This window comes from Pseudarthrobacter sulfonivorans, from assembly GCF_024391045.1.
In the GTDB taxonomy this organism is placed as follows: Bacteria; Actinomycetota; Actinomycetes; order Actinomycetales; family Micrococcaceae; genus Arthrobacter; species Arthrobacter sulfonivorans_B.
The window spans coordinates 61,518-79,782 of record NZ_JANFCZ010000011.1; the positions used below are offsets into that span (position 1 = coordinate 61,518).

The 18,265-nt window shown below is 67.3% G+C and carries 17 protein-coding genes and 2 tRNA genes; 4 read left to right on the top strand and 15 right to left on the bottom strand.

Annotated features, from left to right (window positions below):
* Positions 1-56 precede the first annotated feature (56 nt).
* Positions 57-911 (bottom strand): phage holin family protein, encoded by an 855-nt coding sequence (locus NQJ30_RS09410; RefSeq protein ID WP_255769648.1) that lies wholly within the window; start codon positions 909-911, stop codon positions 57-59.
* Between the two features lie 199 nt (positions 912-1,110).
* Here NQJ30_RS09410 and NQJ30_RS09415 point away from each other — a divergent pair, with 199 nt between their 5' ends.
* A complete protein-coding gene (locus NQJ30_RS09415; RefSeq protein ID WP_255769649.1) occupies positions 1,111-2,334 on the top strand; it encodes a multidrug effflux MFS transporter in 1,224 nt (407 codons plus the stop codon).
* 161 nt (positions 2,335-2,495) lie between these two features.
* Positions 2,496-2,903, top strand: a complete 408-nt coding sequence (locus NQJ30_RS09420; protein ID WP_255769650.1) for a hypothetical protein — start codon at positions 2,496-2,498, stop codon at positions 2,901-2,903.
* A 59-nt stretch (positions 2,904-2,962) separates the two neighbouring features.
* Here NQJ30_RS09420 and NQJ30_RS09425 read toward each other — a convergent pair.
* The 11 genes from NQJ30_RS09425 to NQJ30_RS09475 all read right to left on the bottom strand — a co-directional run bounded on the left by NQJ30_RS09425 (position 2,963) and on the right by NQJ30_RS09475 (position 12,890).
* A tRNA-Asn gene (locus NQJ30_RS09425) sits at positions 2,963-3,038 on the bottom strand.
* A gap of 125 nt (positions 3,039-3,163) precedes the next feature.
* Positions 3,164-3,236, bottom strand: a tRNA-Asn gene (locus NQJ30_RS09430).
* Positions 3,237-3,326: 90 nt separating this feature from the next.
* The gene (dnaG, locus tag NQJ30_RS09435; protein ID WP_255769651.1) at positions 3,327-5,252 is read right to left on the bottom strand and encodes a DNA primase; all 1,926 of its coding nucleotides are present in this window, start codon (positions 5,250-5,252) and stop codon (positions 3,327-3,329) included.
* Between the two features lie 44 nt (positions 5,253-5,296).
* Positions 5,297-5,566 carry a ferredoxin gene (locus NQJ30_RS09440; protein ID WP_255769652.1) on the bottom strand — a complete coding sequence of 90 codons (270 nt, stop codon included), beginning with the start codon at positions 5,564-5,566 and terminating at the stop codon, positions 5,297-5,299.
* On the bottom strand, positions 5,563-6,819 hold the full coding sequence (locus NQJ30_RS09445; protein ID WP_255769653.1) for an NADH-ubiquinone oxidoreductase-F iron-sulfur binding region domain-containing protein: 1,257 nt from the start codon (positions 6,817-6,819) through the stop codon (positions 5,563-5,565). Before NQJ30_RS09445 ends, NQJ30_RS09440 begins: the two co-directional genes overlap by 4 nt.
* Positions 6,816-7,373, bottom strand: a complete 558-nt coding sequence (locus tag NQJ30_RS09450; RefSeq protein WP_255769654.1) for a ferric reductase-like transmembrane domain-containing protein — start codon at positions 7,371-7,373, stop codon at positions 6,816-6,818. The genes NQJ30_RS09445 and NQJ30_RS09450 overlap by 4 nt, the downstream gene beginning before the upstream one ends.
* On the bottom strand, positions 7,366-8,349 hold the full coding sequence (locus tag NQJ30_RS09455; protein ID WP_255769655.1) for an FAD:protein FMN transferase: 984 nt from the start codon (positions 8,347-8,349) through the stop codon (positions 7,366-7,368). The genes NQJ30_RS09450 and NQJ30_RS09455 overlap by 8 nt, the downstream gene beginning before the upstream one ends.
* A 1-nt stretch (position 8,350) precedes the next feature.
* Positions 8,351-8,677, bottom strand: coding sequence for a hypothetical protein (locus NQJ30_RS09460; RefSeq protein WP_255769656.1), 327 nt, complete (start codon positions 8,675-8,677; stop codon positions 8,351-8,353).
* 100 nt (positions 8,678-8,777) lie between these two features.
* On the bottom strand, positions 8,778-10,067 hold the full coding sequence (locus NQJ30_RS09465; protein WP_255769657.1) for a deoxyguanosinetriphosphate triphosphohydrolase: 1,290 nt from the start codon (positions 10,065-10,067) through the stop codon (positions 8,778-8,780).
* Positions 10,060-11,238, bottom strand: a complete 1,179-nt coding sequence (gene dusB / locus NQJ30_RS09470) for a tRNA dihydrouridine synthase DusB (RefSeq protein WP_255769658.1) — start codon at positions 11,236-11,238, stop codon at positions 10,060-10,062. Before dusB ends, NQJ30_RS09465 begins: the two co-directional genes overlap by 8 nt.
* Before the next feature lie 170 nt (positions 11,239-11,408).
* On the bottom strand, positions 11,409-12,890 hold the full coding sequence (locus tag NQJ30_RS09475) for a YibE/F family protein (protein ID WP_255769659.1): 1,482 nt from the start codon (positions 12,888-12,890) through the stop codon (positions 11,409-11,411).
* An 81-nt stretch (positions 12,891-12,971) separates the two neighbouring features.
* Between NQJ30_RS09475 and NQJ30_RS09480 the strand changes: the two genes are divergently transcribed.
* Positions 12,972-13,724 carry an alpha/beta hydrolase gene (locus tag NQJ30_RS09480; protein ID WP_255769660.1) on the top strand — a complete coding sequence of 251 codons (753 nt, stop codon included), beginning with the start codon at positions 12,972-12,974 and terminating at the stop codon, positions 13,722-13,724.
* Positions 13,721-14,530 (top strand): DUF1295 domain-containing protein, encoded by an 810-nt coding sequence (locus NQJ30_RS09485; RefSeq protein ID WP_255769661.1) that lies wholly within the window; start codon positions 13,721-13,723, stop codon positions 14,528-14,530. The genes NQJ30_RS09480 and NQJ30_RS09485 overlap by 4 nt, the downstream gene beginning before the upstream one ends.
* Positions 14,531-14,666: 136 nt before the next feature.
* On the opposite strand, the gene NQJ30_RS09490 is transcribed toward NQJ30_RS09485, so the two are convergent.
* The 3 genes from NQJ30_RS09490 to NQJ30_RS09500 all read right to left on the bottom strand — a co-directional run bounded on the left by NQJ30_RS09490 (position 14,667) and on the right by NQJ30_RS09500 (position 18,252).
* Positions 14,667-15,695: a GNAT family N-acetyltransferase gene (locus NQJ30_RS09490; RefSeq protein WP_255769662.1), complete on the bottom strand. Its 1,029-nt coding sequence runs from the start codon at positions 15,693-15,695 to the stop codon at positions 14,667-14,669.
* A gap of 2 nt (positions 15,696-15,697) precedes the next feature.
* Positions 15,698-17,083, bottom strand: coding sequence for a glycine--tRNA ligase (locus NQJ30_RS09495; protein WP_255769663.1), 1,386 nt, complete (start codon positions 17,081-17,083; stop codon positions 15,698-15,700).
* Between the two features lie 203 nt (positions 17,084-17,286).
* A complete protein-coding gene (locus NQJ30_RS09500) occupies positions 17,287-18,252 on the bottom strand; it encodes a DMT family transporter (RefSeq protein WP_255769664.1) in 966 nt (321 codons plus the stop codon).
* Between the last annotated feature and the right edge of the window lie 13 nt (positions 18,253-18,265).

Below are 18,265 nucleotides of genomic sequence, written 5' to 3' on the forward strand. Positions count from 1 at the left end.
TCCTTTTAAGCACAGCGTGAACGTGGAACTAAAGCACAGCGTGGACGTGGGTCCGGTTACGGGTTTCGGAGCAGCCTGCGCAGCAACACCACGAAGATGGTGGCCGACGCAGCCAGGGCCGCAAGGGGCCTCCAGCGGACGCCGGCACCCTCCGTCGAGTCGGACATCGCTGCGAATTTCCTGCTGGCGGCGTTCGTGCCCTGCTCCAGCATGGCCTTGCCCTCGCCCAGTTTTTCCTTGGCCGCGCCAACCAGGTAGTTGACCTGCGGTTTGACGTCCAACTCGGTGTCCAGCTCGTCGCGCACTTCGGCGATGTGCCGCCGCCGCTGTTCCAGCCTGCGGTGAAGCTCGGGCTCGGATGCGTGCGGGAATTCCGCCTTCTGCGCTTCTGCTTTGGCTTCTTTCTCCACCTTGGCCTTGGCAGCGGCTTCATCCTTGGCGGCCTTTGCTGCCTTTGCCTCCGGGCTGGCCGGGTCAAGCAGGGCAGCGTTGAAGTTCGAGCCTTCCTTGGCGATCCCCAGATCGTATTTGATGCCCCGGATGGTCTCCTCCGGCACCAGCGGCATGGCCTTCTTGAGCTTGCGCACACCGATCAGGGCCCCGATAAGGGCGATGACCAGGAACAGGGCACACACCAGCAGGGCCGCGAGCCAGGCCGGCATGATGGTGGCAAGGCCCATGATGGCGGCGACGATGAGTCCGACTACCAGGAAGGCCACGAAAACGAGGGCGACGGCGAGGAACGCTGCCGCTACCCCTACCTGGATGCCCTTGCGCTTGAGTTCAGCCTTGGCGAAGGCAATTTCGTCGTTAAGTTGGCGGGGCGCCAGGCGAAAGAGTAGTTTCAGCGTTCCGGGCAGCGCAGTGATGCGCAGGCCCTGGCTGGTGCGCCCGGTGTGTCGTCCGCTCATCGGTTCCCGCCTTACATGTTGGTTGGTCGATTCGGCTTCCCTATTTCTGCGGGAGCGTGCGCCAGCATGGTCCCGTCCCCAAAACTATCATTCACGTTCAGGCCAAACTCCCGGGCTGGCCGTGCGGCGCGCCTGTCACTCACTAAGGCGAGCCCGTCACACGGTCAAGACGGACCGCCCGGGCCTAGGATTGGTCTCCGTGACCATTGACTCCAATCCGGGCGACGCCCTGAGCAGCCGCCGGAGGCTGCTTTACATCCTCCTGCTCGGCGCCCTTACGGCCTTGGGTCCCTTCACGATCGACCTCTACCTCCCTGCCTTTCCCGCCCTCGAGTCCAGTCTCGGAGTCTCCGAGGCGCAGGTCCAGCTGACCCTGGCGGGAACCACCATCGGTTTTGCCGCGGGACAGCTGATCGTGGGGCCCTTCAGCGACAAGTTTGGCCGGCGGCTCCCGCTGATCCTGGCCACCGCCGTCCACATCGCTTCCTCCGTGGGAGCGGCGCTGTCCACCGATATCGCCACCCTGGGACTCTTCCGGGTCCTGATGGGGGTGGGCGCCGCCGGCGGCGGCGTGGTGGCCATGGCGATGGTGCGGGACCTGTTCTCCGGCTACGCGATGGTGAAGATGTTCTCCCGGATGGCCCTGGTGAACGGGCTGGCACCCATCCTGGCTCCCGTCATCGGCTCCCAGCTTCTCCTGGTGATGCCGTGGCCCGGAATCTTCGTGTTCCTTGCCTGCTACGGGACCCTGGTGATCATTGCATCGCTGGTCCTGGTCCAGGAGACCCTGCCGCCGGAAAAGCGCGGGCGTTCCGGCATGACCGCGGGCCAGCGGTACAAGGCTCTCTTCACCGACCGGATATTCGTGGGCCTGCTGGTGGTGGGCGGAATGAACTTCGCCGGCCTCTTCACCTACCTCTCTGCCTCACCGTTCCTGTTCCAGGGCATTTTTGGGTTCACTCCCCAGCAGTACGGGCTGCTGTTCGGCATCAACTCCCTGGGCATCGTGGCCGGCGTCCAGATCAGCGCCAGGCTCATGCGGCGCGTCCCCCCGCAGTGGATCCTTGCCTGTTCCACGGCGTGGCTTTTCCTGATGGCCCTGTTGATTGTCATCTTCGATCAGGCCGGCCTGGGCCTCTGGGGCGTCCTGATTCCGCTGTGGCTGTACATCATGGGCGCCGGCTTCACTTTTCCGTGCGTGCAGGCACTGGCACTGTCCAGCCACGGCGCACAGGCCGGCACGGCAGCCTCCCTCCTTGGGGCCGCGACTTTCCTGACGGCCGGACTGATCTCGCCGGTGGTGGGCTGGCTGGGGATCACCAGCTCCACGCCCATGGGCGCCGTCCAGGCTGCGTGCATCCTCGTGGCGATCGCCGCGCTCTGGCTGATCGTCAGGCCGCGGACCGTCCCGGCCCTGGACTGATTCGCCGGGCGCGGGCAAGAGCCGGCACCCGGGCATGACCCGGACTGGAGACAGCACCGGGCACCGCACCAGGCCCGGGCTGCGGGCAGCGGCGACACCGGGTCCGGCTTCCACGGCATTCTCCCCTGCCGTGGCGAAGGCTCCCGCGATAAAATAATTCCGTGCCCAGCTGGCAGTACTCCTCCCCGCTTCCGGCCACATGGCAGCGTTGCGACTCCGGCATCCTGCCCCTGTGGTGGGAACGGCTGTGCGAGCAGACCGGCCAGCAATCAGCGGCCCTCTACGCGGCGGGCCTCTTCACGGAAGACCGGCGGCGGCCCATCGCGCAGTGGTTTAACCCGGCCTTCAGCGCGGCGCTCCTGGTGGCCCCGGAAACCTCCCCTGAATGGCCTGTGCAGCGCTTTGGCATCTTCTACGCGCCGCCGGGCGCCGGGTTCGCCCGCGTCCACTCAGCGCCGCACGAATGGCACCCGCGCGAACCGCGCAAGTCTCCCACCGAGCAGGAAGCGTTCCGCGCCGCGATCGCGGAGGCCGAACGGTTCCTGCAGGTGGAAATGGACTTCGTCTGAAATATAAATAAAAACAAAAAGGTCCCGTCCTCATGGAGAGGACGGGACCTTTTTGGTGTTGGCTCCTCCTGCTGGACTTGAACCAGCAACCCTTCGATTAACAGTCGAATGCTCTGCCAATTGAGCTAAGGAGGAATGAAGCAGGTATGACATTAGCAAAGGATTCCCGACAATGTGAAATCGGCTGCCGGATGGGTAAAAATACCCTCCCCCGGTATGAAAAAATCCCCGTCCCGGAGACCCGGAACGGGGATTGTGCGCTCCTCCTGCTGGACTTGAACCAGCAACCCTTCGATTAACAGTCGAATGCTCTGCCAATTGAGCTAAGGAGGAATGAAGCGGGTATTAGCCTAGCAAAGACTCCGGCTGGAAGCGAAATCGGCGGTGAAAACGGCACGTATGGCTGCCCGTCACTGCCATAGGCTAGGCGTCCGAACGCAGTGCCCGGCGCTCCATCTCCAGCATCATCAGCTCGCGGTTGAGCCGCTGGAAGTCCTCGGGGTTCGCCGTAGCGTCCAGCCGCTGCAGCTGTCCCATCTTGTCCGCCTTGACCCGTGTGATCTGCAGTTCGAACAGCCGGGCCAGGATGTCCCGGCAGTACTTCTGGACGGCTTCGGCGGTGCTGGCCGGCAGCGGCACCACGGCGAGTTCGGATACCAGCGGACGCAGGGGTTCGGGGACTTCGTGCATGACCTGCTCCACCCAGCGCAGCGGCTCGCCGATCAACCCGGGTCCCGAGGCGCGCATGGCATCGTGGACAGCCTGGAAGGCGGGCGTCACGAACCGTGCGGCCGAGAAGCGTTCCCAGATGCCCCCGCCCAGCAGCGCGGGCTCCTGGAGGGCCACCTCCAGCGCCTGCCGCTCCATGGACGCCACCGGATCGCGCGGATCCGGGCGGTGGTAGGAAGGAACAGCGCCCGACGCCGGTCCGGCAGCAACGCCGGGCCCGCCGGGTTGGGTGCCGCGCACCGGAGCGGAAGCACCGGAAGGCGTCCCCGCTGACGCAGGTGCGCCGCCGGCTTCACGTTTCATGGCCACGGCGACGGCCCGGCTGACCTCTTCGACCGCCATGCCGAGCCAGCCGGCCAGCTGGCGCGCGTAGCCGGGCCTGATGGCAGCGTCACGGATCCGGGCCACTACGGGGGCGGCTTCGCGGAGGGCCGCCACGCGGCCTTCCACCGTGTCCAGGTTGTGGCGCTTCAGTGTGGCTTTGATGGCGAATTCAAAGAGCGGGCGCCGGCTGTTGATCAGGTCCCTGACGGCGGCGTCGCCCTTGGTCTGCCGCAGGTCACAGGGGTCCGCGCCGGTGGGGTCAACGGCCACATAGTTCTGCGCCACGAACCGCTGGTCCTCCTCGAAGGCGCGCAGCGCGGCTTTCTGTCCGGCGGCGTCGCCGTCGAAGGTGAAGATGACCTCTCCCCCGGTGCCGTCGTCGGACAGCAGTCGGCGGGCGATCTTGATGTGTTCGGTGCCGAACGCGGTGCCGCAGGTGGCCACCGCCGTCGGGATTCCTGCGAGGTGGCAGGCCATCACGTCCGTGTAGCCCTCCACCACCACCAGCTGGCGGTCCTTGGCGACGTGCTTCTTGGCGAGGTCGATCCCGTAGAGCACCTGCGACTTCTTGTAGAGCGTGGTCTCCGGGGTGTTGAGGTATTTGGGGCCCTGGTCATCCTCGTAGAGCTTCCGGGCGCCGAAGCCGATGGTGTCCCCGGAGATGTCGCGGATGGGCCAGATCAGGCGGCCCCGGAACCGGTCGTAGATCCCCCGGTTGCCCTCCGAAAACATGCCCGTGAGCCTGAGCTCAGCATCCGTGAAGCCGCGGCCGCGGAGGTGCTTCAGGAGCGCGTCCCAGCCCTGTGGTGCGTAGCCGACGCCGAACTGTTCCGAGGCGGCCCGGTCGAAGCCACGCTCGAACAGGAAGTTCCGGCCCTCTGCGGCGCCGGGCGTCAGGAGCTGGGCACGGAAGAACTCATCGGCGATCTTGTGGGCATCCAGGAGCCGCTGGCGCTTCCCGACTTCCTCGCGGCTAGGGCCGGTTCCGCCGTCCTCGTAGCGCAGTTCGTAGCCAATGCGGGCCGCGAGCTTTTCCACGGCTTCGTGGAAGGACGTGTGGTCCTGTTTCTGCACAAACGAGATGACGTCGCCATCTTCGCCGCAGCCGAAGCAGTGGTACCTGCCCACCTGCGGGCGGACGGTGAACGACGGCGAGCGCTCGTCATGGAAGGGGCACAATCCCTTGTAGGTTCCCAGGCCGGCACCCTTGAGCGTGACGTAGCCGTCAACCACTTCCTTGATGTCCGTGCGCTGGCGTACTTCGTCAATATCTTCACGTTTGATCAGGCCAGCCACAGAGCTATCCTAGTCCCCGCACCAAAATGCTGGCCGTGGCGGGACTACCGGCGTCCACCCTGCAGGGGTCCGGAAGGGCCCTCCCGCCGGGTGCCCTGCAGCAGGGTGAGGGCCAGTACGGGACAGAGGGCGACGGCGTCGCGGGCCGCCCCGACCTCAGCGTCTGCAAGGGGAACGTCCGTGCGGTCGCGGCCTGCCCTGCCGCGTGCCACCGGGTAGCCCCAGTCGTCCCGGTCCAGCACGCCGGCGAGCAGTTCGGTGCACAGTCCGCGGCCGTCGCACCTGGTCCAGTCAATGTGCAGGTAGGCGCTCATTCCGGCAAGCCTCCGGTAGCCAGGCAACGACCGCCCAGGTGTGACCGGACATCGTCGCCGAAAACGTCCAGCGCGCTGGCCACCATCCCCACCGTGCCGTCAGGGTGCCGGCACGCACCGCGGCCGGAGACCAGCCGGGCTAGCCGGTCCAACTCGCCGGGAAGCGTGGGGTTCCGCTCGCCGCCGGCAATCCGGTTGAGGACGGATGCCATCGCCGGCAGCCCGAACATGCAGGGCCCGCACTGCCTGGCGGACTCACCGGCCAGGTAGGAGAGGATTCGAGCCGTGACCTGCAACCCGCAGGTGTCCGTGCCCAGGCCGTGGACCACTCCGGCGCCGGGCCTGACCGTCCGTCCCGGCGGACCGGCGGGCGATAGCTGATACGGGCCGGGCCGGACCCAGCGGCCGTGATAACCCCCCACGAGCACGGCGGACAAGGAAGCCGGTTCCATGCCGGCCGAGGCGAGGACATCGTGGAGGTTGGCCCCGCCTGGCACTTCCAGGACAACTTCGTGCACCGGAGGCGGGCCGGAGACGGACAGGAGCCGGGTGCCCGGGTCGGAGGGTGTACCCGCTTGCCGGAACCACCCGGCGCCGTGCCTGCCGATCAGGGCCACCTGTGCCAGGGTTTCGACATTAATGACCAGGGTGGGATGGACGTTGAGTCCGGACTCACTAAGCCGGCGGCGCTGGTCCACTGGCAACGCGGAGCCGGTGGCAATCATGTTGACGACGGCACTGGCTTCCCCGGAGATGAAAGTTTCCGGAGCTTCCACGATCTCTATCCGCCGGGCACCCGGATGCTCCGCGAGCGCCCGGCGGAGCCCGGAAATGGCGGCGGCCGGGACATAAAGGTACATCTGCGTGCCGGATAAAGCGCCGTTCAAGGCAAGCAGGCCGTCAAGGACCAGGTGGGGCGCGTAGGCCAGCAGCGTCCGGTCCTTGAAGCTGAGAGGTTCGCCTTCGGCGCCGTTGGCGATCACCACCGGCCCGGCCGGGAACCATCCCCTCCGGCGGGACTGGGCCGCGGTCAGGGCTTTCCGCCAGGTTTCGAAGGCTGCGCCGCCGCGGCCTGTGAGCCCTGAAGCCTCCAGTTCCCGCAGTAAGGTGCCGGTGATGGCACCGGGGTCCAAGGGCCCGAACGTCTCCAGATGCCGGGCCAGCGACGGATCCGGCCCGGCGGCCATCAGACGGGACGCTTGCGGCCCTGCGGGCGGGTCCTGCTGCGCCAGCGTTTCCGGCAATGCGTTCACGGGAGGTTCCCCTCACGGGCCCTGGAGGTTTCCAGGAACGCTGCGGACAGGCGCCACACCAGGGCTGCTGCGACGGCGATGGCTGAGGCTGCCGCCAGGAGGAAGAACAACGTGCTTCCAACGTCCGTTCCGTTTCCGATGGCGTGCGCCATCGCCACCGGCCAGACACCGTAGCTCAGCCAGTGGACTGCCTTGAAGACACGCTGGCCCATCCGGTGCCGGAGCAGGGCGGTCACAATGACCGCGGCCACAAGGTCCAATGCCACCGTCCCGAGTCCCTGCCAGAACGGCCGGAACGAGCCCAGGAACGGAACCACGACGTCCACCGGGCGCAGCTTGGCGTAGGAGTCCAGCAGTAGCGAGCCAACGTGCAGGACCAGGAATACCGCGGCCAGGAGGGCGATGTTCCGGTGGAGGAGGCTGATGGAGAACCGCGGCAGCACCAGCACAGGCCTCCCTGACCGGTTGAGGATACCCAGCAGCAATGACGCGGTGAACAGCGCCAGCGCAATGAATCCGCTGGCCCGGCCGAACGCCCACATGGCCTCATCCACGGGAAGCACCCGCCTGAACACGGCGGCGTTCGTCCGGCCAGCCGCCGGTTGACATGGTCCGTCCCCGCTGGTCCACGAAGCGGCCCGGGATGCCCGCGGACCGGAACCAGTCAAGGGCCGCCGAACCTCGGACAATGGCTGCCGTGCTGTACGCGTTGGCCTCCAGGCAGGTGCGCGCCGCCACCGTCACGGACCGCCACACGGGATCCGCGGGAAGGCCAAAGCGGGGGTCAAGGATGTGATGGACGTCGGTGCCGGCGTGCTTCCAGCGCCTCTTCTGCGTGCTGGACGTCGCGAGCGCAAACCCGGGCTCGAGGGCGATGCGCTCGCCAGGATCCGCGGGAAGGTCCTGAACGAGGACCTGCCAGGCACCCGGTTGGCCCGCGACGAAAGGTCCCGAGCCGGCCGTCGCCAGGTCGCCGCCCAGGCTGACCAGTACTCCGCAGCCCAGCCTGGCGTGCACCTGTGCAGCGGCAAGGTCCGCTGCCACGGCCTTGGCGGTCGCTCCCAGGTCCAGGCGCAGGTCCGCTGGAACGGTCAAGGTGCTGCCGTCGAGGCGGATCCGCGTCCAGCCGGGAACGCGCGGTGCAGCCGGTCGGTTTTCGGTGAGGTGCGCAGGCGGCACCGCGGGAACGCCGGGGTGGTGGATCGGCACGGGCACGCTGGCGATCCCCTGGCGGTACCCGAGGGCGTCCAGGTCGGCGCCGAGGGTCGGGTCAACGTCGCCCGCTGTCAGGCGCGCGGCAAACAGGGCCCGTTCCATCAGGTGCCGGAACGTTGCACTGACCGTGACGCCGTCGGCCATGACAGGCCCTAGCCTCATCAACTCGGAATCGCTGCGGAAGCGGCTGCAGGCCAGGTCCACGCCCGCCACCACGGCGCGCACCACCTCTTCTGCTTCCGCCAGCATCCACTGGTGGGTGACGGTCAGGCAAGCATCAAGGCCCCACACCGGCCACCTGGATTGCGCCTCCATGTCAGGATCCCGACGACCGTCCATGGGTGACGTTGCCGTTGCCGGGCTGGACCGGGCTGGTTCCGGTGAAGCCCCGGGGGCGGCGGCCACTGTTGTCCTGCGTGCCGGAGGAGCTGCCGGAAGAGGAGCGGGGGCCTGTGGAGGAGGTCCCGTCCGGCGCAGACGTCCCGCCGGGCGCTGTGGACGTCGTGGAACCGGTCTTTGACAGGACCGAAGGAGTGGAGGAGTAGATCGCTGCGGCGGCGACACCCGCCGTTGCGAGGCTTCCCACGGCCACGGCAGCCGTAATCCCGCCGGCCAGTTGCTTTCCCCTGTTCCGGGTGCTCATGACCTACTCCCGTCTACACCATCGGCTTCCTGGATCTGCCGTTACTTCCATCCTCCTCGCGGTTCCTGTGTAATTGCCTAGGACTGCCTGTATGTTCTGGTCACCACAGTGACGGCAGGCTCCCCACGAGCCGTTCGTACATGGCCAGCGCGGACCCGTCGGTCAGCGACGCCACCTGGTCGATGACCACCCTGAGCCGGGCGCCGTCGTCGGCCGCGTCCCGCCAGTCCGCGGCAAACATCGGCTCCAGGTGGCGGTCACCCGTGGCGTTCAGGGCGGTGACCAGGGCGTGCAGGACTTCGCGCTGGCGCTCGTAGATGGGCTGGCGGTGCTCGGTAGTCATCACAAATGTGGTGGCCAGGCCCTTCATCACGGCGATTTCCATCACCGTCTCGTCGGGGACCATCAGCTCGGCGTTGTACCGGGTGAGGTTTTCCGGGCCGTAGAGGGCGCGGGTGGTTTCCAGCGCGCTCTGGCAGAACCGGCCGATCAGCTGGCTGGTCATGTTTTTCAGGGCGGCCATGGATTTGCGGCTGCCGTCGGCCTCGCGGACCCACACGTCGGTGGCCTCGAGTCGGGCCAGGGCGGCGTCAATGGCGGCGGGGTCGTTGTGGGGCAGGTACCACTGCTTGGCGTAGCCCACCACGCGGGCGCGGTGGTCCGGGTTGTCCATCCAGCGGAGCTGGAAGTGCCCGGCCACAATCGCGTCCTCGACGTCGTGCACCGAGTAGGAGATGTCATCGGCAAGGTCCATGACCTGCGCCTCGAGGCAGGACCGGCGCTCCGGGGCCCCTTCCCGGATCCAGTTAAAGATGGGGAGGTCGTCCTCGTACGCGCCGAACTTGCTGGTCCGCTGGCCATGGATCACCGGCGCTTCCAGTGCGGACCAGGGATATTTCGACGCCGCATCGAGGCTGGCGCGGGTGAGGTTCAGTCCGGCGGGCTGGCCGTCTGCCGTGAGCACCTTGGGTTCGAGGCGGGTGAGCAGCCGGAGGGTCTGGGCGTTGCCTTCAAATCCGCCGATGGCGTGTGCCACCTCGTTGAGGGCGGACTCGCCGTTGTGTCCGAAGGGCGGGTGCCCCAGGTCGTGGCTCAGGCACGCGGTGTCCACCACGTCCGGATCACAGCCCAGGGCCCGGCCCAGTTCCCGGCCCACCTGCGCCACTTCAAGGCTGTGGGTCAGCCGGGTCCGGACGAAGTCATCGGTGTCCGGAGCCACCACCTGGGTTTTTGCGCCAAGCCTGCGCAGCGCCGAGGAATGCAGCACCCGGGCACGGTCCCGCTCAAAGTCTGACCGGTAGGTGCTCTTGGGCGGCTCCTCCACCCAGCGCACAGTGTCCTGCGTCTGGTAGCCGGGCAGCTCCGGTGCCGTGGTCCGGGTCTCAGCCACCGGAAACGTCCAGCTCCGCGGCGGAGATGTCTTTGGATTGGGCATCATTCAGGGCGCGGGATTCCAGCCAGTCCTTGGGCAGCGCCGGCTTCTTCGGCGAACCGGCACGGCCCCGCGGGCCTTCGGCGTCCACTCCGGGGTAGGGCGAGTCCAGGTCCAGCTGGTCCAGGGTTTCGCGCAAGACCTCCAGGCTGGTGACCAGGGCCAGCCTGGTCCGCAGTTCGCCGCCCACTACGTAGCCCTTGAAGTACCAGGCGATGTGCTTGCGGATCTCACGCAGGGCCTTGCCCTCATCGCCGAAGGTTTCGACCATCAGTTCCGCATGCCGGTAGACGCTCTCAGCCACCTTCCGCAGATCCGGCTTGTGCCGGACGTCGCTGCCTTCGAAGGCCGCCATCAAGTCACCGAACAGCCACGGCCGGCCCTGGCAGCCACGGCCCACCACCACACCGTCCACCCCGGTTTCGTGGACCATGCGGACGGCGTCCTCCGCGGACCAGATGTCCCCGTTGCCCAGGACCGGGATGTCCGGCAGGGCTTCGCGGAGCCGGGCGATCGCGGACCAGTCGGCCTGGCCGGAGTAGAACTGCGCCGCTGTGCGGCCGTGGAGTGCGACGGCGGCAACACCGGAATCGCGGGCAATGCGACCCGCGTCGAGGTAGGTGAGGTGGTCTTCGTCGATGCCTTTGCGCATCTTGATGGTCAGTGGGATTCCGCCCTTGGACGCCTCTTTGACCGCGGTCTGGACGATGGAGGTAAAGAGGTCGATCTTCCAGGGCAGGGCGGACCCGCCGCCACGCCGGGTGACCTTGGGAACGGGGCAGCCGAAGTTCAGGTCGATGTGGTCTGCGCGGTCCTCCTCCACCAGCATGCGCACCGCCTGGCCGACGGTCACCGGATCCACGCCGTACAGCTGGACGGAGCGGACTTTTTCGTCGTCGTCGTGCGAGATGATCCGCAGGGATTCGGGGGTGCGCTCCACGAGGGCTCGCGAGGTGACCATCTCCGCCACGTAGAGGCCGCCGCCGTATTCACGGCACAGTCGGCGGAAGGCGGAGTTGGTGATGCCCGCCATGGGAGCCAGGATCACGGGGGTGTCCACCGTGATGTTGCCCAGCTTCAGGGGCGGGAGTTCCAGCTTGGGGGCGGGAGGCGTTGCGGTAACAGTCACCCGTCCATTGTCGCAAAGCCGGACAAATCGGCGGAAATCGCCTGGCTGCCGGGTCAGGCCGGCCAGTCCGGGCCACGCGCGGTCGGCCGGGCCACTCCGGGTCGGTCCGCTCAGCCGGGTCAGCCCGGTCGGTCCGTTCAGCCGGGTCAGCCGCGGTGCGCTCAGCCTGGTCAGCCGCGGTCCGCGCGGCGGCCCCGCCGGGTTTCCGGCGCCGCACCCTGCCCTGGGTTCCCGGAGGCCGCTGCCTCTTCAACTGCCAGCGTTGCCCGCCGTGACCGGCCAGCCTCAGCTGCCGCTGCAAGCGCACCGGTATCGCCGACGTCGTCCGGGTTGATTGCCGGCACCCGCCGTTCCACCGCATCGCCGGATCCGCCGTCCGGCTGGATGTCCGGCCGGATGCCCGTGGCCTTGACCACAAGCACGGCGATCAGGGTGGTCACCGGGATAGCGAGCACCAGGCCGATGGATCCAACGAGGGTGCGGATGACCTCCTCGGAAAGCTCTGCGCTGGTCAGCGTGTCCCCCAGCGGCCGGTTGTACAGCATCACGATGATGAGGATGGGCAGGGCGGCGCCCGCGTAGGCGAACGCGATGGTGTAGACCGTGGAAGCGATGTGGTCGCGGCCGATCCGCATGGCCGACGTGAAAAGTTTCCGGGCGCTGGTGCCGGGCGCCAGCTCGTACAGCTCCCAGACGGCGGATGACTGGGTGATGGTGACGTCGTTCAGGACACCCAGCCCCGAGATGATCAGTCCGCACAGGATCACGCCGGAGATGGAGATGTTGGCCGAGGTATTGATCAGGGTGGTGGCGTCATGGCTGCCCACGCCGGCGAGGTTGGCGGCGTCGGTGGCCCAGGACGCCAGCAGCGCGGTGATGCCCAGTCCGAACATGGTCCCCAGCAGTGCCGTCGAGGTCCGGGCGGAAAAGCCGTGGGCAAAGTACAGGACCCCGATCATGATCACCGTTGACCCCACCAGGGCCAGCAGCAGCGGCGGTTTCCCCTCCACCAGCCCGGGCAGCATAAACCCGGCCAGGACGAAGTACGCACCCACCAGTCCAAGGAGTGCCCGCAGCCCGCGCCAGCGTGCCACCGTGATGACCACCAACGCGTACAGGAGCGCCAGCATGACGATGGGCAGCGTCCGGACGAAGTCGACAAAAATGTACGCCGGGGAACCTTGCGACGCCGCCGCGCCCGGTGCATTGGAAAGGTTGAGGTACCTGATCTGGTCCCCGGGCTTCACCCCGTGGGATTTTGCCACCTCCGGGTTGACCACCACCTTGACCGGGCTGCCGCCCTGGTCCGGTTGGGTGAAGGCGAACATACAGTCGGACCCTGGCTGGGCGGCTTGGCCGGTGGAATCGGACGCCGGACCCGCTGCAGCGGAACCCTGCATACAGTTCTCTTCCACCACGCTCTGGATCTTGCCGGTATCGAAGGTGACGCCCGGCGCTGCTGAGTACGGGCTCGCGAGCGTAATCCCTTCCTTGGACCCGGACGGCCACAGCATGGCCATGCCCGCCACGGTCAGGAGAGTCAGCGGCACCAGGATGGCGGCAAGGATGCGGTTCGCCTTCCGGCGGGCGGCAATCGCTTCTGCAGTTGGCTCCGAATGACCTGTTGAAGCGTGGGAGTGACCGGAACCCATCAGCAACTAAACCTCATGCCTTGAACTCTACGTCCGGCACCTTAGGGTTGATAAATGGCAGGAAGCGGGAAGGACCCAGGCATGACGGACCGCAGCACCGAGGGCAGCCGCACTCCCCCTGCAGGAGCACCACGAACCACGCGGCAGCCGTCCCTTGCCGTCCTGGAAGCTGCCGGGCCCACGAGGGGCGTTGCACTGCTGCTCCACGGCGGCAAGGCCCACAGCTACGAGCCGGTGGAAGCCCGGCATCTGAGCCCGCTGCGGATGCTGCCGTTCGCCCGCCACCTGCACCGCGCCGGGAAGGACTACGGGCTGGCTGTCTGGTCCCTGCAGAACAGCGTTCGGGGCTGGAACGGACCGGACATGTCTGCGCTCCGCGACGCCCGCTGGGCCCTTCAGCAGATCAGCGCACAGCACCCGGGCGTTCCCGTGTACCTGGTGGGCCACTCCATGGGCGGCCTCACCGCCGTCTGCGCGGCCGACGACCCGCAAGTGGAAGCCGTGGTTGCCCTGGCCCCGTGGCTCAGTCCGGAAACGCCCGCCCAGCGGGTTGCCGGGCGCAAAATCCTCATCGTCCACGGCACGGGAGACCGGATGACCAGCCCGGCCCAGTCCCTGAAGTTCGCCCGCGGGGCTGCCAGCACGGCCGCGTCCATGCAGTACGTTTCGCTCAGCGGTGCCGGGCACTTCATGATCCGCCGCGTCCGGCTCTGGCACACGCTCGCCACGGGTTTCGTCATGAAGTCCTTCGCCGAGCGCACCGGCTTCACCTACCCGGACGCCGGCACGCTGGACCGCATCCTGCCGGAGTCCGCCACGCAGGTGAACCTGTGAGCGCGTTTCCCTGGCCGGAATTTGCCGCTTCGCTGCCGTGGACGGCGTTGGCGGTGCTTGTGGTCCTGGCGGTGACCTTTGCCGTGGCCGTCCGGCAACGCAGGCACTCGGTGATGGACGTCGCCTGGGGGCCGGGGTTCGTTGCGGTGGCTGTGGTTTCCTGGCTTCTTTCAGCCGGCCACGGTGACGATGCCCGGCGCCTGCTGCTTGTCCTGCTGACGGCGGTCTGGGGCCTGCGGCTGGGAATCCATATCGGGTGGCGGGCGCGGGACGGGCACGAAGACCGGCGCTACACCGAGATGCTGCAAACGGCTCCAGGGTCCCGGAACACCTACGCGCTCCGGCGTGTCTACCTGCCGCAAGGGCTGGTGATGTTTTTTGTCTCCCTGACGCTGCAGGTGGGAATGTTCGCCACCGGCGCCTTCGGCTGGGTGGCCGTACTGGGCATCCTTGTGTGGGTGACGGGGTTCGTGTTCGAGACCGTGGGCGACTGGCAGTTGGCAGCATTCAAGAAGGACCCGAAGCGCCGAGGCACCGTGCTCAACACCGGGCTGTGGCGGTATACGCGGCACCCCAACTATTTCGGCGATGCTGCCGTCTGGACCGGACTGTTCCTTATCGCGGCGGACTCCTGGCCGGGCATCCTGACCATCCTGTCACCTGCCCTGATGGTCTGGACCCTCACGGCCAAAACCGGCAAGCCCCTCGCCGAGAAGGCCATGTCCGGCCGGCCCGGGTACCAGGAGTACCTGGAGTCGACGTCGGGATTCCTGCCGCTTCCGCCCCGCCGGCCCAAGGCGCCCTGACCCGGCCACGGCCGGTCGGCATGCTGGCTCCGCAGCCTGGGTCCAGGCTCCGGGCGACCCGTTAACCGGGTAGCGCCAGGTGTCGTTTTGAACTGTCAAACGACACCTGGCGCTACCTGTGTTCTGCAGGGACCGGTCAGTCCGAGACGACGAGTGTGTCGGCCCCTTGCTGGTGTGCCTTGCCGCTTTCCAGCAAGGGCTCGACGGCGGCGCGCAGCGCCGTCATCGAATCGTCCAGTTCCAGCATGACGGGGTGCTGGTAGGCCAGGAGAGCGAGCAGATCACGGACCGCGGCCGCTGCGTCGTCGGCAGCCAACGCGGGTTCATGTCCCACAAAGACATCCGTGGCCTGGTTTCCCGGTGCAGGCGTGCCCGCGGCCGGGTCAGGGGCAGGCTCAGCGTAGCTCACGGCAAAGGCCCGGATCCGGCCCTTCCTGCTCGGGGCAACGCCGGCGCCGAAAGCGGACTCCGGCTCGGCACGCAGCACAATCGCGCCGTGCGCGCCGGTGAGGTCGTCCAGGAACAGCTTCTGCACCTGCCCCACCGACAGTACGCCCGGCGAATCCCAGCCGTGGATGGACGTGTAGTAGCGTCCCACAACGTCGGTCAGTTCCACCGAACCGGTCGCGAGATCCATTACGACGTCGGAGCCGGCGTCTTCGTCGTTGGGGGGGCCGCCGGCGTCGTTCTTTGCGGGGAAGACCGGCAGCTTCAGCCCGCCGGGCTCCACCACCACCAGCCGCGAGCGCTGGATGGGCCGGAGCCCGAACTCTTCGGCGAACGCGGCCCCGGGGGTGTCGGGCTGAACCTTGCCGCGCAGCTTGAAGACTCCCGACGGCGCCTGTTCAACTTCGCGGCGCAGCATGGTCAGGAGCGTGGCACCGATGCCGGCGCGCCGGTGGTCGCGTGCCACTTCGATGTAGGCCCACAGCCGGTCCGGGTGCAGGGACGCCTCATAGACCACTGCGGCCCCCACCGGGATGCCGACGCCGTCAATGACGTCCTCGGCCACGATGCAGCGGCGCCACGGGGTGCCGTCCGTCCCGGCTGAGGAAACGGTGAGGGCGCCGCGGAACTGCCTCGCCTGTTCGGTTTCCGGGCCGCCCCAGATTTCGAGCAGCGCCAGGTCGTCGCCCTCGCGCCACTCGCGGTATTCGATGGCCATGCTCAGGCGCCGATCAGGCGGGCGGCCAGGTAGCCTTCCACCTTGTCCAGGGAAACGCGTTCCTGGCTCATGGTGTCCCGCTCACGGATGGTCACGGCTTGGTCTTCGAGGGTGTCGAAGTCCACGGTGATGCAGAACGGCGTGCCGATCTCGTCCTGGCGGCGGTAGCGGCGGCCGATCGCGCCGGCGTCGTCAAAGTCGATGTTCCAGTTCTTGCGCAGCTGTGCGCCCAGGTCCTTGGCCTTAGGTGACAGGTCCTCGTTGCGGCTCAGCGGCAGTACTGCGGCCTTTACCGGCGCCAGGCGCGGGTCGAGCTTCAGCACGGTGCGGACGTCGACGCCGCCCTTGGCGTTGGGTGCCTCGTCTTCCGTGTATGCGTCCACGAGGAAGGCCATGAAGGACCGGGTCAGGCCGGCGGCGGGCTCGATGACGTACGGGGTGTAACGCTCGTTGGTGGCCTGGTTGAAGTAGCTCAGGTCCTGGCCGGAGGCCTTGGAGTGCGTGGAGAGGTCAAAGTCCGTGCGGTTGGCGATGCCTTCCAGCTCGCCCCATTCCGAGCCCTGGAATCCGAAGCGGTATTCGATGTCGGTGGTGCCCTTGGAGTAGTGGCTGAGCTTCTCCAGCGGGTGTTCGAAGAAGCGCAGGTTCTCCTCGCGGATGCCCAGTCCGGTGTACCAGGACATGCGCTCCTTCATCCAGTACTGGTGCCACTCTTCGTCGGTCCCGGGCTCAACGAAGAATTCCATCTCCATCTGCTCGAACTCACGGGTGCGGAAGATGAAGTTGCCCGGGGTGATCTCGTTCCGGAAGGACTTGCCGATCTGACCGATGCCGAACGGCGGCTTCTTCCGCGAGGTGGTGAGCACGTTGCTGAAGTTCACAAAGATTCCCTGGGCCGTTTCGGGACGCAGGTAGTGCAGCCCCTCCTCGCTTGCCACGGGGCCGAGGTAGGTCTTCAGGAGACCGGAGAATTCCTGCGGTTCGGTCCATTCGCCGCGGGTGCCGCAGTTGGCGCAGGCGATGTCCTTCAGGCCGTTCTCTGCGGGACGGCCCTTCTTTTCCTCGTATTCTTCCTCGAGGTGGTCGGCGCGGTAGCGCTTGTGGCAGGAGAGGCATTCCACCAGCGGGTCGGAGAAGACCTCAACGTGGCCGGAGGCTTCCCATACCTGGCGGGGCAGGATGACGGAGGAGTCCAGGCCCACCACGTCCTCGCGGCCGCGGACCATGGACTGCCACCACTGGCGCTTGATGTTTTCCTTCAACTCGGCACCGAGGGGCCCGTAGTCCCATGCTGAACGCGAACCACCGTAGATTTCACCGGCCTGGAACACGAACCCCCTCCGCTTGGAGAGGGAAATGACCTGGTCGAGAACGGACTTTGGTGCCATGGTGGAACTCCAATTTCTACAGGGCCGCTGGGTGCGGTCCGCGTTATCTGGCCCGGCTGCACGTAATGCAGTCCCGCTGGATGCGGGCGGGGCGGACGAGGGATACGAGGGGAAAGCAACAGACGAAAAAATAACGTGCAGAGGACTGCGTGTCCTAGCCTACCGGCCGCTGCCGCACGACGGCGTGCCTGACCGCCTGACCGCTACCGCCGGAATGCGCCGCGGGGCCACGGCAGGGTGGCCACCATGATCGCGGCCAGCGTCAGGACAGTCCCCAGGATGGTGGGCAGCGCCACCACGGAGCCCGGCGCGGGGACCACAACGTCAAGGATCAGCGAACCCACCAGCTGGCCGGCGATCATGCCCAGGCCCGTCACCAGGACGCCCAGGCCGCGGACCAGCACGGCGGCCAGGCCAATGAAGAGACAGCCCATGGGTCCGCCGAGGTAGTACCACCACTCCCCTGGCAGCGGGTTGCCGGCACCGGCAACGGCAACTTTGATGCCCCACACCAGCCAGAGCAGAATGCCGCCGGCGACGAAGTTGACCAGCGTCGCCGCGATGGGCGTGCCGTAGTGGAGGGTCGCGGTCCCGTTCATGGCCTGCTGGAAGCTCATCAGGAATCCGGCTGCCAAGGGGAGCATCAGGGGCAGCAGGAGCAACCCGACGTCGGCCGCGTTGCCAAACCGCGGGGAGACGGCCCAGGCCACGGCAAGCACGGTGAGCACACTGCCGATGATGCGCACTCCCGTGAGGCCGCGTTTCCCGCCGGGACCGATCCCGAGCCGGTCCACGAGGAGGCCGCTGAGCGTCTGCCCGGTGACCGTGGCCACAGTGAACAGCGCCACGCCGAGCAGTCCCACGGTAGTGGACTGGGCAAAGACAAAGAACGCACCCACGCCACCGGCGAGGACGTAATAGCGGGGAAACCTGCGTTCCCGGAGGGACGGGAGAATCCGGGCCAGGCCCGCCCGGCCCTTGGGCAGCAGCAGCGCGACGGCCGTGATCAGGATCAGACCGGTACTGAAGCTGACCACCGCCGCGGCGATGCCGTCATCGAGGCGGACGCCGAGGGCGCCGTTGATACGGCCCTGGACCGGAATGGCCAGCCCCGCGCCGACCGCCAGTGGAAGGCCTGCGATCAGCGGCAGCCGTGGGGTGTGCGTCATTGAATTCACCTTA